Origin of the sequence: Stenotrophomonas africana, assembly GCF_013004645.1 — a bacterium.
Classification (GTDB): domain Bacteria; phylum Pseudomonadota; class Gammaproteobacteria; order Xanthomonadales; family Xanthomonadaceae; genus Stenotrophomonas; species Stenotrophomonas africana.
The window spans coordinates 795021-808546 of record NZ_JABEME010000001.1; the positions used below are offsets into that span (position 1 = coordinate 795021).

At 65.5% G+C, this 13526-nt stretch carries 13 protein-coding genes and 6 tRNA genes; 2 read left to right on the forward strand and 17 right to left on the reverse strand.

Annotated elements, in window-relative coordinates; all coding sequences use genetic code 11:
• Positions 1-43: 43 nt before the first annotated feature.
• The 10 genes from clpX to HLA98_RS04050 all read right to left on the reverse strand — a co-directional run bounded on the left by clpX (position 44) and on the right by HLA98_RS04050 (position 5294).
• Entirely contained in the window at positions 44-1333 is a 1290-nt protein-coding gene (gene clpX / locus HLA98_RS04005; protein ID WP_032129320.1) for an ATP-dependent Clp protease ATP-binding subunit ClpX, read from the reverse strand.
• A 126-nt stretch (positions 1334-1459) separates the two neighbouring features.
• Positions 1460-2086, reverse strand: a complete 627-nt coding sequence (gene clpP, locus HLA98_RS04010; RefSeq protein ID WP_004146318.1) for an ATP-dependent Clp endopeptidase proteolytic subunit ClpP — start codon at positions 2084-2086, stop codon at positions 1460-1462.
• A 76-nt stretch (positions 2087-2162) separates the two neighbouring features.
• Positions 2163-3458, reverse strand: a complete 1296-nt coding sequence (gene tig, locus HLA98_RS04015; RefSeq protein ID WP_049448004.1) for a trigger factor — start codon at positions 3456-3458, stop codon at positions 2163-2165.
• A 189-nt stretch (positions 3459-3647) separates the two neighbouring features.
• Positions 3648-3732: transfer RNA gene (locus HLA98_RS04020), tRNA-Leu, on the reverse strand.
• A gap of 139 nt (positions 3733-3871) precedes the next feature.
• Positions 3872-4174, reverse strand: a complete 303-nt coding sequence (locus tag HLA98_RS04025) for a hypothetical protein (protein ID WP_057499973.1) — start codon at positions 4172-4174, stop codon at positions 3872-3874.
• A gap of 246 nt (positions 4175-4420) precedes the next feature.
• Positions 4421-4496 (reverse strand) — tRNA-Lys (locus HLA98_RS04030).
• A 198-nt stretch (positions 4497-4694) separates the two neighbouring features.
• Positions 4695-4770 (reverse strand) — tRNA-Lys (locus HLA98_RS04035).
• A 79-nt stretch (positions 4771-4849) separates the two neighbouring features.
• Positions 4850-4926 (reverse strand) — tRNA-His (locus HLA98_RS04040).
• A gap of 175 nt (positions 4927-5101) precedes the next feature.
• Positions 5102-5178 (reverse strand) — tRNA-Arg (locus tag HLA98_RS04045).
• Between the two features lie 39 nt (positions 5179-5217).
• Positions 5218-5294 (reverse strand) — tRNA-Pro (locus tag HLA98_RS04050).
• 180 nt (positions 5295-5474) lie between these two features.
• On the opposite strand from HLA98_RS04050, the gene HLA98_RS04055 reads away from it, so the two are divergent.
• The gene (locus tag HLA98_RS04055; protein WP_021202979.1) at positions 5475-6233 is read left to right on the forward strand and encodes a Bax inhibitor-1/YccA family protein; all 759 of its coding nucleotides are present in this window, start codon (positions 5475-5477) and stop codon (positions 6231-6233) included.
• Positions 6234-6293: 60 nt separating this feature from the next.
• Here HLA98_RS04055 and HLA98_RS04060 read toward each other — a convergent pair whose 3' ends face one another.
• The 7 genes from HLA98_RS04060 to grxC all read right to left on the reverse strand — a co-directional run bounded on the left by HLA98_RS04060 (position 6294) and on the right by grxC (position 11654).
• The gene (locus HLA98_RS04060; protein WP_057499972.1) at positions 6294-7043 is read right to left on the reverse strand and encodes a sulfite exporter TauE/SafE family protein; all 750 of its coding nucleotides are present in this window, start codon (positions 7041-7043) and stop codon (positions 6294-6296) included.
• Positions 7044-7068: 25 nt separating this feature from the next.
• Positions 7069-7977 (reverse strand): LysR family transcriptional regulator, encoded by a 909-nt coding sequence (locus HLA98_RS04065; protein ID WP_057499971.1) that lies wholly within the window; start codon positions 7975-7977, stop codon positions 7069-7071.
• 53 nt (positions 7978-8030) lie between these two features.
• On the reverse strand, positions 8031-8774 hold the full coding sequence (locus tag HLA98_RS04070) for a cysteine hydrolase family protein (RefSeq protein WP_057499970.1): 744 nt from the start codon (positions 8772-8774) through the stop codon (positions 8031-8033).
• Positions 8775-8958: 184 nt separating this feature from the next.
• On the reverse strand, positions 8959-9369 hold the full coding sequence (locus tag HLA98_RS04075; RefSeq protein WP_129550570.1) for a hypothetical protein: 411 nt from the start codon (positions 9367-9369) through the stop codon (positions 8959-8961).
• Between the two features lie 131 nt (positions 9370-9500).
• Positions 9501-10505 carry an isocitrate dehydrogenase gene (locus HLA98_RS04080; RefSeq protein WP_032129081.1) on the reverse strand — a complete coding sequence of 335 codons (1005 nt, stop codon included), beginning with the start codon at positions 10503-10505 and terminating at the stop codon, positions 9501-9503.
• A gap of 469 nt (positions 10506-10974) precedes the next feature.
• Positions 10975-11367 carry a carboxymuconolactone decarboxylase family protein gene (locus HLA98_RS04085; protein ID WP_005408260.1) on the reverse strand — a complete coding sequence of 131 codons (393 nt, stop codon included), beginning with the start codon at positions 11365-11367 and terminating at the stop codon, positions 10975-10977.
• The gene (grxC, locus tag HLA98_RS04090) at positions 11364-11654 is read right to left on the reverse strand and encodes a glutaredoxin 3 (RefSeq protein WP_049447194.1); all 291 of its coding nucleotides are present in this window, start codon (positions 11652-11654) and stop codon (positions 11364-11366) included. Before grxC ends, HLA98_RS04085 begins: the two co-directional genes overlap by 4 nt.
• A 142-nt stretch (positions 11655-11796) precedes the next feature.
• Between grxC and HLA98_RS04095 the strand changes: the two genes are divergently transcribed.
• Positions 11797-13443, forward strand: a complete 1647-nt coding sequence (locus HLA98_RS04095) for a M48 family metalloprotease (protein ID WP_049395719.1) — start codon at positions 11797-11799, stop codon at positions 13441-13443.
• Positions 13444-13526: the final 83 nt, after the last annotated feature.

Below are 13526 nucleotides of genomic sequence, written 5' to 3' on the forward strand. Positions count from 1 at the left end.
AGGCATTCCTTGAAAATCCTTTCCAATCAACAACCTGGAAGGATCACTCGGCGCCTGCGGCCTTCTGTTCAGGAGCCGCCGGGGTCTGGTAGATCAGGTACGGCTCGGACTTGTGCTCGATCACCGACTCGTCCACCACCACCTTGCTGACGTTTTCCTGCGACGGCAGGTCGTACATGGTGTCCAGCAGGACTGATTCGACGATGGTGCGCAGGCCACGGGCACCGGTCTTGCGCTTGAGCGCCTTGCGGGCAATGGCCGACAACGCGTCCGGGCGGAACTCCAGCTCGACGTTCTCCATCTCGAACAGCTTCTTGAACTGCTTGGTGATGGCGTTCTTCGGCTCGGTCAGGATCCTGATCAGGGCCGGCTCGTCCAGCTCCTCCAGGGTCGCCACCACCGGCAGGCGGCCGACGAACTCGGGGATCAGGCCGAACTTGATCAGGTCTTCCGGCTCGACTTCAGCCAGCACCTTGCCCACTTCCTGCTTGCGCTCGCTGCTCTTCACCTTGGCGCCGAAGCCAATGCTGCCGACGTCGGTGGAACGGGCCTGGATCACCTTGTCCAGCCCGGCGAACGCGCCGCCGCAGATGAACAGGATGTTCTTGGTGTCCACCTGCAGGAATTCCTGCTGCGGGTGCTTGCGGCCGCCCTGCGGCGGAACGCTGGCCACGGTGCCTTCGATCAGCTTCAGCAGGGCCTGCTGCACGCCTTCGCCGGACACATCGCGGGTGATCGACGGGTTCTCGCTCTTGCGCGAGATCTTGTCGATTTCATCGATGTAGACGATGCCCTGCTGCGCCTTCTCGACGTCGTAGTCGCACTTCTGCAGCAGCTTCTGGATGATGTTCTCCACGTCCTCGCCCACGTAACCGGCTTCGGTCAGCGTGGTGGCGTCGGCCATGGTGAACGGCACGTTGAGCAGGCGGGCCAGGGTCTCGGCCAGCAGCGTCTTGCCCGAACCGGTCGGGCCGACCAGCAGGATGTTCGACTTCGCCAGTTCGACGTCGTCGTTCTTCTGCCGGCTCTCGATGCGCTTGTAGTGGTTGTACACGGCCACGGCCAGGGTGCGCTTGGCGCGGTTCTGGCCGATCACGTACTGGTCGAGGACTTCGAGGATCTCGCGCGGCTTCGGCAGCGAACTGCGCGCCGACTGCGCCTTTTCCTCAAGTTCCTCACGGATGATGTCGTTGCACAGCTCCACGCATTCATCACAGATGAACACGCTCGGACCCGCAATCAGCTTGCGCACTTCATGCTGGCTCTTGCCGCAGAAAGAGCAGTAGAGGATCTTGCCGGTGTCCGTGGAACGACCTTGGCGGTCTTCGCTCATGCTTCGCTTACCCAGTTACCCCACCCGCTGAACGGGGGTTCGATTCGAGAATAGCACAGGGCCGAGGGGACACCAGTCCCGCCCGACCCTGCAGGAACGGGGCCTCCATGGCCCCGTGAAGGCCGGTCAACCGGCCTGGATCGACTCATCCGGGCGACGCTCCAGGACCTGGTCGACCAGACCGTAGGCCTGCGCCTCGAAGGCGCTCTTGAAGTTGTCGCGCTCGGTATCGCGCGCGATGGTCTCCAGCGACTGGCCGGTGTGCTTGGCCAGCACCTCGTTCAGGCGCGAACGCAGGGTCAGGATCTCACGTGCGTGGATGTCGATATCGGTGGCCTGGCCCTGGTAGCCGCCCAACGGCTGGTGGATCATCACGCGCGAGTTCGGCAGCGCATAGCGCTTGCCGGCTTCGCCCGCGGCCAGCAGCAGGGCGCCCATCGAGGCGGCCTGGCCGATGCAGGTGGTGCTCACATTCGGCTTGATGTACTGCATGGTGTCGTAGATCGCCATGCCGGCGGTGACCACGCCACCCGGCGAGTTGATGTAGATGTTGATGTCCTTTTCCGGGTTTTCCGATTCCAGGAACAGCAACTGCGCCACCACCACGTTGGCCATGTGATCGTCGATCGGGCCCACGAGGAAGATCAGGCGCTCCTTCAACAGGCGCGAATAGATGTCGTAGGCACGCTCGCCGCGGCTGGTCTGCTCGACCACCATCGGAACCAGGTTCAGGGCTTTGGTTCGGTTGTCCATTACGTGAGGTACCTATCTTGGGGGGCTACAACCCCGCGCCGGCAAAGGCGCGGGGCATCCGGTGATCCGCCCGGGCTTACTGGCGGATCGCGTCCTGGAACGACAGCTTCTCTTCGGTGTGCTGGGCGCGCTCGGCGATCCAGTCGATCACCTGCTCTTCCATCACACGGTTCTGCAGACCAGACATCAGCTGGGGGTCGTTGCGGTACATCTCAATGACCTGTTCCGGCTCTTCGTAGGTGGAAGCGATCAGGCGCATCGTTTCGTTCAGGCGCTTGGCTTCCAGGCGCAGGTCGTTGATGCGGGCCACTTCACCGACCAGCAGGCCGACCAGCACGCGCTTGGCGGCGGCGTCCTTGAAGCCTTCGTGGGCATCGGCCGGGATCTCACCGACATTCTGGCCGTTGCGGCGGATCTGCTCGACCTGCTGGGCCAGCATGGCGCGGGCTTCGTTCTCGACCAGACGCGGCGGCATTTCCACCGAGGAGTAAGCAGCGATCAGCTGCTCGCCCACTTCGCGGCGCAGGCGGTTCATCAGGGCGCCCTTCAGCTCGCGCTCCAGGTTGGCGCGGATGTCGCTGCGGAACTGCTCCACATCGCCACCCTTCACGCCGAAGCTCTTGATGAAGGCTTCGTCGACCGCCGGCACGACCGGCTCGGACACTTCGGCAACCTTGACGGTGACCTGCACGGTCTTGCCGGCCAGCACCGGCACGCGCCAGTCAGCCGGGAACTCGACGTCCAGGGTCTTCTCTTCGCCCTTGGCCAGGCCGACCAGGCCCTTTTCGATGGTTTCGAACATCATGCCCTGGCCCAGCACGATCGAACCCTTCTCGGTGCCCTCGGCCGGCAGGCGCTCTTCGCCGGCCTGCGACCAGGTTTCCACCGCGACCAGGTCACCGTCCTGTGCGCCGCGGCTGACCGGGGCCCAGGTACGACGCTGGTTCTGCAGGTTCTCGATCATCTGGTCGATGTCGGCGTCGGTGATCTCGGCGCTGTGGCGCACGACGGTCAGCTTGCTGACGTCGATATCGCCGAAGTCCGGCACCACTTCCACGGTGGCCACGAAGGAGAACTCACCCTCGTCGCCCTTGTCGATGCGCGGGCTGCCCACGATGCGCAGGTCGTGCTCACGCACGGCGGCATCGAAGGTTTCGCGCAGCAGGCCGTCCAGCGCCTCACCACGGACCTGCGCGCCGAAGCGCTGCTCGATCACCTTGGCCGGCACCTTGCCCGGACGGAAACCCTTGATGCGGGTGGTGCGGGCGATTTCGCCCAGGCGGCCGACGATGTGGCTCTGCAGACGCTCTTCCGGCAGCGAGAAGCTCAGGCGGCGTTCCAGGTTGCCGGTGGATTCGATCGAAGCTTGCATGTTGACTCCTGCCACCGGCGGCCCACGCCCCCGGCTCGATGATTGGGATGAAACGGTTGTAAGGACACGACGTCTGGGACGCGCCTGCTTGCCGCAGCCCTTTAGTTTCGCCCAATTCGGCCTGCACTGCCAGCGCGTGCCGGTCAAGGGGGCGCAGATGGCCCGATCAGGGCGGGGACAGGCCGGCACTGGTGCGAAAGGGGGGACTCGAACCCCCACGCCTTGCGGCACTGGAACCTAAATCCAGGGCGTCTACCAATTCCGCCACTTTCGCGTGGCCGGCTCAGGCGTTCATTGTCGCAGGCGCCGGCTGGAATCGGAAGGCCTGCACAAAACTGAACATGACAGGCGGGCACATCGTCCGCGCCAAAGGCCATCCCGAAGGTCGCGCGACCGTTCGGGACGGCAACGACTCAGTGTTTCGCTTCGGCAGGGGGCGCAGGTGCGTCAGCGCCCTGCCCGGCCGCCACATCCACCTTGCGGATGTCCACGCCACCCTCGTCGGTGCTACGCAGCTCCACAGCCTCGGGAGCGGCCCCACCCTCCACCAGCGACGCCGGCTGCGCGACTCCGGCGATCGGGCGCGCCGGAACGGCATCTACGCCCGCATCGCGGTCGACGGTCTTCGCCGGATCACTGTCAGGCGCGCAGGCCGTCAGCGCCACCAACGCGGAAAGAACCCACACCGTCCGGCACAGTCGATTGATATCGGCCATCAATTTCTTCCTTCGTGCATGCGCCATCGGCGCGGAAGGTCCATTGGGTGCGATACAGGACGCGACACGGTGAGAAGCAGCGCACAGCATTGAAAACACTGATGACGCGTATGCCCCTGATTTCAGCATCGCTTCAGTAGATCCGCGCCATGCGCCGCTTCAGTAGATCCACGCCATGCGTGGTTGAAGCGCAACCCGGCAAACAAGCAAGAAAAAAGCCACTTGGCTGACCAAGTGGCTTTCGTCTGGTGGGCTGTCAAGGATTCGAACCTTGGACCTATTGATTAAGAGTCAACTGCTCTACCAACTGAGCTAACAGCCCGAAATCGGGGCGCGAATTATGACCCGATCCGCTCGGAGGGTGCAAGCACTTTCTTCAACGTCGTTGAAACCAGTACCGCGATCCCGCTGCCACTGCAGACCCACGCCAGGCGGGATTTCTGCAGTCGGTGATCCAATGAAACCAAAGGGTCACACTTATAAGAAAAAAGCCACCTGGCGTACCAGGTGGCTTCTGTCTTGGTGGGCCGTCAAGGATTCGAACCTTGGACCTATTGATTAAGAGTCAACTGCTCTACCAACTGAGCTAACGGCCCGTGAAACTCAGACGCACATTGTAGCGTGCTTTCTGTTTATTGCAATACCGTTTCGGCTGCGCCGATGCGGTTGAATCAGTGGGGTGGCTGAGGGGATTCGAACCCCCGACCACCGGAATCACAATCCGGTACTCTAACCAACTGAGCTACAGCCACCACTGAAACTTTCGCTCCACCGCCAAGACCACCGGCACTGGAACTTCAAACCTTTGCCTGGGGAGACTGTCACCGAAGTTCCGGTCCGCCGAAGCGAGTCCGATATTCTGGTGGAGTCTTTACCCTTTTGCAAGCACTTCTTCACATCCGCCGATGCGATCCCGGTGCTCGCCGATGGCGCGCCCGACAGGAATCGAACCTGTAACCGCCGGCTTAGAAGGCCGGTGCTCTATCCAGTTGAGCTACGGGCGCCCGAACCGGAACGGCGTCCAATCCGACGTGATGTGGGATTGGTCGGGGTAGAGGGATTCGAACCCCCGACATCCTGCTCCCAAAGCAGGCGCGCTACCAGACTGCGCTATACCCCGGTCTTGCAATCCCCTCGGGCCAGGCCCGGGGAGCTGGTCATTGTGGCCAAGCGCATCATGAACTGTCAACGCGGGCGACTCGCACCCAACGCCTGACACGGCACCACGCGCAACCATCGGCTATGCTCCCGGTCATCGGCCGGATGGCCGTCCAGCCCCTTATTCGCACGGAGAACACGCATGCGCAGCGGCAACCCGGCTCTTTCCGAGTCGACCTTCCTCGACCTCGCCAGCGGCTCGGTGGTGACCAGCCCCGACCAGGCAATGACCCTCAACGGCACCGTCAACAAGACCGGTTTCCTGCTGTTGTTGACCGTGCTGACGGCCGCGTTCGCCTGGAACCAGACCATCGACGACTACGGCCAGGTCATGGCCGGGGCCAAGCTGTATGCCATGGGCGGCGCCATCGGCGGCCTGGTGCTGGCGCTGATCACCGTCTTCAAGAAGGAATGGTCGCCGGTCACCGCGCCGATGTACGCGCTGGTGGAAGGCCTGTTCCTCGGCGCCATCTCGGCCGTGTTCAACGCCAAGTTCCCGGGCATCGTGTTCCAGGCCGTCCTGCTGACCTTCGGCACCCTGTTCGCGCTGTTGTTCGCGTACCGCAGTGGCCTGATCAAGGCCACCGAGAACTTCAAGCTGGGCGTGATCGCGGCCACCGGCGGCATCGCCCTGCTCTACCTGGCGTCGTTCGTGCTGGGCTTCTTCAACATCAACGTGCCGGTGATCCATGACTCCGGCTGGCTGGGCATCGCCTTCAGCCTGTTCGTGGTGGTCGTGGCCGCGCTGAATCTGGTGCTGGACTTCGACTTCATCGAGACCGGTGTCGCCCAGCGTGCACCGAAGTACATGGAGTGGTATGGCGCATTCGGCCTGATGGTGACCCTGGTCTGGCTGTACGTGGAGTTCCTGCGCCTGCTGTCAAAGATCCAGCAGCGCTGAGTCGCAACATGCCATAGACGACAAAGGGCGCCTCACGTGGCGCCCTTTGTCGTTCCTCCCTCAGCGCGCCAGCAGCACCGGCAGCGACGAGGCGAGCAACGCGATGCCGGATGCGGTCAGCAGGCTCAGTACAACCTGCCGGAAGCGCGCCTCGCTGATACCGATATAGACCCGCGCGCCCAGCAGGGTCGGCACCAGCATGGCCGGTGCCACGATGGCGAAGTACGGCAACATCTGCCGACTCACCAGGCCGCTGCCGACATAGGTGGCCATGGTCACCGCCAGCATCGCCAGATTGAAGTTCTGGATGACCGCGCGCTGCTCGTCCTTGCCGAAGCCGCGCAGCGTGCTCCACAACGTCGGCACCGGCCCGGCGAAGCCACCGATGCCACTGAGCACGCCACCGGCCATACCGGCAATGGCGTCACCCACGCGCCCTCCGATGGTGATCGGCGGCAACGAGCGTGCCATCAGCATCACCGGGCACCACAGCGCCAGGAAGCCGCCCAGCAGCGCCTTGAACCAGTCCATGTCCAGCTGCGGCAACACCATCACGCCCAGCGGAATGCCGGCCAGCCCGCCCAGCACGAACGGCAGCAGCAGGCGCAGGTTGAATCCGCGGCGCACGGTGACCACCGCGACCAGCTGCCCGACCAGCGCACCAAACACTGACAACGTCGCCGCCAACCGTGGCTCCAGTCCCCACGCCCAGAACGACATCGCCACCATGCCAAAGGCGAAGCCGGACAGGCCCTGCACGAATCCGGCGACGATCGCGCCCAGCGCGACCAGCAGATACACCGACTCCATCACCACCTCGGTTGCTGTCGCGCGACTACCCTGCCGCGCCCACCTGCGCAGCGTAGTGCGCCGCGAGGTGCTCGACCAGCGCACGCACCTTCGGTGCCAGCGCCCGCGCATGCGGATACAGCGCGAAGTAACGCCGCTGTCCTGCGTGCCAGGCGGGCAGCACACGGATCAGGCGGCCGGCGCGCAGGTCCTCCTGCACGGTCAGCGCAGTGAACAGGCTGATGCCCATCCCGGCCAGCGCGGCGGCGTACAGCGCCGGCGTGGCGCCCACGCGCAGGCGCTGCCCCGCTTCGATGCTCGCGGTGGCACCGCGCGGCCCTTGCAGCTGCCAGGGTGACATCGCCGCTGTAGGACTGAACCCCAGCAGCGTGTGCTGCGCGAGGTCCGACGCCTGCCGGGGCAGACCGTGCTGTGCCAGATACGCCGGTGCAGCGACCAGGATGCGCGGGCAGCTGGCCAGCTCGCGTGCGACCAGCTGGCTGTCCGGCAAGGAAGGCGCGATGCGCAGGGCCAGGTCGAAGCCACCACCGACGACATCGACCAGTTGATCATCGGCCGACAGGTCAAGCGCGACCTGCGGGTAGCGCTGCAGGAACGACGGCAGCCAATGCGACAACTCCTGGCTGGCCACGACCTGCGGCACGCTGATGCGTACGATGCCACTGGGCTGCGCCTGCCCGGCACGCACGCGATCATCTGCTTCCTGCAGGCGATCCAGCAGCGCTGCCGCCTCGCGGTAGTAATCGCGACCGGCTTCGGTCAGTGACAGCCGGCGGCTGTTGCGATCGAGCAACCGCACCTGCAGATGCTCTTCCAGCTGCCGCAGCTGCCGTGACATCGCCGAGTGGGTGGTACCCAGGCGCTCGGCAGCCGCAGTGAAGCTGCCTGCGTCGACGATGGCGCGCAGCGCACGCAGGGCGGCGAAGTGATCCATCGGCAAGTGGCTCCACGTGGCGGGGCCCACGGCATGCGGGCCCCACCAGCTTATCAAGCGCCGTCGCTGGCCTTGCGCACCGGCAGCGCCAGGATCGCGTCGGTGCTCATGACATCACCGAAGGCGTCTTCGATCTGCGCCAGCGAGGCGTCATGCAGCGCGCGATGAGCGATGCGCTGGCCACCGGCCAGGTCCAGGTCGCGGCTGGCGCTGGCATCGGACGATACGATCACCCGGTAGCCGCGCGGAGCCGCCGCCGCGTCGCGCGCAGCACCGACCACACAGGCATGGGACTGCAGGCCGGTGACGATCAGCGTGTCGATACCGGCATCCTTCAGCACCGTGTCGAGCACCGCGGCCGAGTTCCCAGCGAACACGCTGACGTTGTCCTTCTGCACCACGGTCTCACCCTTGCGCGGCTGCAGATCGCGATGGAAAGCGGCATTGACGCTGCCCTGCGCGAACAGCGGTGCGCCGGCCGGCAACACGTGCTGCACATGGATCACGCGGATGCCGTGGGCATCGGCGAACTCGACCACCCGCTTGGCCTGGCGCAGTGCGGCCACGCCATCGGGAATGACCATGCGGCCACCGGCATAGCCCTGTGCGGCCTTGGCATCGAAGTACTCGTTCTGGAAGTCGATCACCAGCACAGCGGTCTTCGCCGCATCCAGCGAGGCCGCGACCGGCGCGCCCGCCATATGGCGGATGGTGGGATGGGCCGGCTCGGCAGCAGTGACCGGCACGGTGGTGGCCATGCCGATCAAGCCGGCCAGGCCGAAGGTGGTGAGATTCATGGAGCGACGCCTGTGCAGTGGAAAGTGGGCACAGGATGAGGAGCGGCAAGCGCACGAACCAGCCGTTCAGTAGCACATGATCTGTGCGATTTCTGCACAGACCGCTCCTGTAGAGTCGAGCCATGCTCGACTGCTTTTGCTTTTCGTCCGGGGCCGTGAAAGCGCAGTCGAGCATGGCTCGACGCTACTGGGTCAGCTTTGCCCCATTGAGCCGTACGATCATCGCGTACTCGCGCCCGAGCACGACTTCGGCGGTATTGCTACCGGCGCGCACGGCATGCTGCAGGCCGGCCGGATACTTCACCGGAACGCCAGCCAAGGTCTGGACATGGCGGGCAGGCGCATTGACGCTCCTGATAACGAATTCCGCGCAGGCCCCTTCCAGCAGGAGAACCGGCGCCCCTGCCGGAAACTCGATCAACTGCAGTACGCGCTCCTCGGACCGCCGCATGCTGCGAACGGGTACCCCCTCCCTGCGCAGGCGGCGCAGCGCGCGCTGCGAACGGGACCATGGCCAGTAGAAGACGAAGTAGATGGCTACGCCCAGAACGTAAACGGCAGCAGCCACCAGGATCCACACCGCCGTCTCAGGCATCCATAAAACTCTCTCGGTGAAAAACGCGCAGCTCAAAACGCAGACGGGCCGTACAAGGACGGCCCGTCTTCAACGCTTGCAGGCCCGGACGGACATCGCCTGAGACGATCTCCAGCCGGAACGCCGGCCGCTTACAGGCGGCTGGCGATGGCCTGGGCAAAGCTCATGGTGGTGCCGGTACCGCCCAGGTCGCCGGTCAGCGAATCCTTGGCTTCCATGGTCGCCACGATGGCCTTGCGCAGGCGCTCGGCGTTTTCCGGCTGGCCGACATGGTCCAGCATCTGCGCGGCGGCCAGCAGCAGCGCGCACGGATTGGCCTTGCCCTGGCCGGCGATGTCCGGCGCGGTGCCGTGCACGGCTTCGAAGATCGCCGCGTCCTTGCCGATGTTGGCACCCGGGGCCAGGCCCAGGCCGCCGACGAGGCCGGCGCACAGGTCGGAGATGATGTCGCCGAAGAGGTTGGTGGTGACGATCACGTCGAACTGTTCCGGACGCATCACCAGCTGCATGCAGCAGTTGTCGACGATCATTTCCTGGAATTCGATGTCCGGGTACTGCGCGGCCACTTCACGGGCGACGTTCAGGAACAGGCCCGAGGTCGACTTGATGATGTTGGCCTTGTGCACGGCAGTGACCTTCTTGCGGCCGGTGCTCTTGGCCAGCTCGAAGGCGTAGCGCACGATGCGCTCGGAGCCCTTGCGGGTGATGCGGGTGCCGGAGAAGGCGGTCTCGCCGTCGGCCGACACTTCCTGGCCCTCGGCCAGGTACGCACCTTCGGTGTTCTCACGAACGGTGATCAGGTCGACGTTGTCGAAACGCGACTTGGTGTTCGGGAAGGTGTGGGCCGGACGCACGTTGGCGTACAGGTCGAAGTGGCGGCGCAGGCTGACGTTGATCGAGGTGAAGCCACCACCGACCGGCGTGGTCAGCGGGCTCTTCAGCGCAACCTTGTTGCGCGCGATCGATTCCAGGGTCACCGCCGGCATCAGGTCGCCGTGCTTTTCCAGGGCCACCAGGCCGGCGTCGGCGTCTTCGTACTCCAGGCCAGTCTTGAGCTGGTCGAGCACGAACAGGGTGGCGTCCATGATTTCCGGGCCAATGCCGTCGCCGCGGATGACCGTAATTTTCTGCGTCATTGATCGATGTTCCGAACAGGGGGAAAAACGCCGTCCGGACGTGCCCGGAAACGCCGGCGCAAAGGAAGTTTCACCGGCAATTATGCCTTAGCCGGGGGCGGCTGCCCAAGTAGACGATGGTCCCGGCCCCGGCCAAGACATAATTGCCCGCGCATTTCTCCTCTACCCCCGCCTGTCGGCGCGCCCCTTCAACAAGAAGGGGCTCCTGGGCTGTTGGATCACGGGGAAGGCCCCCGCAGGTCGGGTAATGCCAGGAAGGCAAGCAAGGGCCCGCTTCCCGGCTCAGGCAGAATTGCCCGCGCATCCCACCTTATCCCCGCGCCTGTCGGCGCGCCCCCTTGAACAACAAGGGGGCTCCTGGGCTGTTGGATCGTGGGGAGGCCCCTCGTGGGTGCGGTAGTGTCGGCCGCTGGCCGGCAACCTCGGCCGTGTCAGGTTCAGGGGATGCCGGCCAGCGGCCGGCGCCACCTCAGTGCTCGTGCGCTGCCGGGGCGGCGGCGCCGCCCTCGAGCTGGTCGAGGAAGTCGACCGCGCGGCGCAGGTGCGGGATCACAATCGAGCCACCGACCACCAGGCCGACCGAGAAGGTCTCGAAGAACTCCTCGCGGGTCACGCCGGCGTCCTTGCACTGGGCCACGTGGTAGCTGATGCAGTCGTCGCAGCGCAGCACCATCGAGGCCACCAGCCCCAGCAGTTCCTTGGTCTTCACGTCCAGCGCGCCGGCCTGGTAGGTCTGCGTATCCAGCGCGAAGAAGCGGCGCACCACCTGGTTCGGCTCGCCCAGGATGCGCTCGTTCATGCGCTTGCGGAAATCGGTGAACTCGGCAATGCGATCCTTGCTGCCGTCGTCGGCCGCGCTCATGCCTGGCCCTGCCCGGCCAGCAGCGGCTCGAGCTTGCCTTCACGGTGCAGGGCCATCATGTCGTCGTAGCCGCCCACATGGACGTCGCCGACGAAGATCTGCGGCACGCTGGTGCGGCGGGTCAGCGCGATCATCTTCTCGCGCTCGGCCGGGTCCAGGTCGATGCGGACCTCGGTCCACTGCTGGCCCTTGCTCTTCAGGAAGTTCTTGGCGGCCACGCAGTACGGGCAGACGGCGGTGGAATAGAGGGTGATGGCGGGGGCACCGCCGGCGGTCTGGGCTGTCACGGGAAACTCCACGATGGATCGACGGTCTACATATGGTACCGGTGCGCTGGAAATTCCACGCCACGGCCGCAACACTGTGGATTAACGAATGGTTGCCCCCTGCCCTGCCACGCTTGGCGCGCCCCGCCCGAGGACCTCCTGCTTGCGAGCCCTGCTGCTGACTACCGCCGTCACCCTGGCCATGGCCATGCCGCTGGCCCAGGCCCAGGAGAAGCTGCCCGACATCGGCTCGTCGGCCGGCGAGCTGCTGACTCCGGCCCGGCAGGCCGAATACGGCGCGATGATGCTGCGCGAGCTGCGCAACTATGGCTACCTGCTGGACGATCCGCTGGTCAACGACTGGCTGCAGACCATGGGCACCCGCCTCGGCTCCAACAGCGACCAGCCGCGCCAGCCCTACACCTTCTTCGTGATGAAGGACCGCCAGATCAACGCCTTCGCCACGCTGGGCGGCTACATCGGGGTCAATGCCGGCCTGGTGCTGACCGCCGAGCGCGAGGACGAGGTGGCTGCGGTGCTGTCCCACGAAATCGCCCACGTCACCCAGCAGCACGTGCTGCGCGGGGTCGAGCGTGCCCAACGCGACCAGATCCCGATCCTGCTCGGCATGCTGGCGGCGGTGGTGGCCGCGCAGGCCAGCAACAGCACCTCCTCCGGCAACGCGACGATGGCCGCGATCAGCTCCGGCATGGGTCTGATGCAGCAGCGGCAGATCAACTACACCCGCTCCAACGAGTCCGAGGCCGACCGCCTCGGCATCCGCACCCTCTCGCGCAGCGGCTACGACGTGGATGCCATGGCCGGCTTCTTCGAGCGGATGGCCTCGGCAATGCGCGGCAACGAGGGCGGCTACAGCGTGCCCGAGTTCCTGCGCACCCATCCGGTCAACATCACCCGCATCAGCGAGGCCAAGGCCCGCGCCGAGCAGATGAAGAAGGACACGGTGCTGCTGACCACCAGCACCCCCAGTGGCGAGCGCAGGGAGCGGGTCGATCCGGCCGACCCGAGCCTGGCCGAGCCGATGCTGCGCGGAAACAACCCGCTGCTGCCCAGCAGCGTGCTGCGCATTCCGATGGGCCAGCTCGCCCGCGGCGCCAGCGGTGACTTCGACTGGGCGCGCGAGCGCCTGCGTGTGCTCAGCGCTGATTCCACCCCTGAACTGGAACGCGAGTATGCCGATCTGGCCAAGCGGCAGAAGGATGGCCTGAACGACGCCCAGCGCTACGGCCAGGCCCTGGCGATCATGCGCGGCGGCCGCAGCGGTGCCACGCAGGCCCGGCAGACCCTGGCCAGCCTGCTGCAGACCCGACCGGACAACCTGTGGCTGGCACTGGGGCTGGGCGAGGCCGAATCGCGTGCCGGACTGGGCGCGCAGGCCAACAGCCGTTTCGAACAGTTGCTGCGCGAGCACCCCAACAGCCGTCCGGTGGCACTGACCTATGCCGAGATCCTGAACGAACAGGGCACCCGCGAGGCCGGCCAGCGTGCGCAGGCGATGCTGCGGCCGCTGTTGTCGCAAAGTGGTAACGATCCGGTCTTCCAGCAGCGGTACGCCCGCGCCAGCGAACTGGCCGGTGACAGCGTGCGCGCCAGCGAAGCCTATGCCGAGGCGGCCTTCCTCAGCGGCCGCCCGGAACAATCGCTGATGCAGCTGCAGGCGCTCAAGCGCAACCCGGCACTGGACTATGTCGGCCGGGCCCGTGTGGACGCGCGCATCGAAGCGATCACGCCCACCGTGCTGGAACTGCGCCGCCAGGGCGTGCAGGACCCGGATCTGGACCGCCGCTGAGCGTTGCATGACCGGTCGATGGCAATCCAGGCCGGTTCCGGCCCGGTAGTCACAAACATGTCATCAAACCGTAGTCTACTGGC

Coding starts and splice junctions, on each gene's coding strand:
- clpX (WP_032129320.1), bottom strand. CDS start 1,333: ATGAGCGAAGACCGCCAAGGTCGTTCCACGGACACCGGCAAGATCCTC.
- clpP (WP_004146318.1), bottom strand. CDS start 2,086: ATGGACAACCGAACCAAAGCCCTGAACCTGGTTCCGATGGTGGTCGAG.
- tig (WP_049448004.1), bottom strand. CDS start 3,458: ATGCAAGCTTCGATCGAATCCACCGGCAACCTGGAACGCCGCCTGAGC.
- HLA98_RS04025 (WP_057499973.1), bottom strand. CDS start 4,174: ATGGCCGATATCAATCGACTGTGCCGGACGGTGTGGGTTCTTTCCGCG.
- HLA98_RS04055 (WP_021202979.1), top strand. CDS start 5,475: ATGCGCAGCGGCAACCCGGCTCTTTCCGAGTCGACCTTCCTCGACCTC.
- HLA98_RS04060 (WP_057499972.1), bottom strand. CDS start 7,043: ATGGAGTCGGTGTATCTGCTGGTCGCGCTGGGCGCGATCGTCGCCGGA.
- HLA98_RS04065 (WP_057499971.1), bottom strand. CDS start 7,977: ATGGATCACTTCGCCGCCCTGCGTGCGCTGCGCGCCATCGTCGACGCA.
- HLA98_RS04070 (WP_057499970.1), bottom strand. CDS start 8,774: ATGAATCTCACCACCTTCGGCCTGGCCGGCTTGATCGGCATGGCCACC.
- HLA98_RS04075 (WP_129550570.1), bottom strand. CDS start 9,369: ATGCCTGAGACGGCGGTGTGGATCCTGGTGGCTGCTGCCGTTTACGTT.
- HLA98_RS04080 (WP_032129081.1), bottom strand. CDS start 10,505: ATGACGCAGAAAATTACGGTCATCCGCGGCGACGGCATTGGCCCGGAA.
- HLA98_RS04085 (WP_005408260.1), bottom strand. CDS start 11,367: ATGAGCGCGGCCGACGACGGCAGCAAGGATCGCATTGCCGAGTTCACC.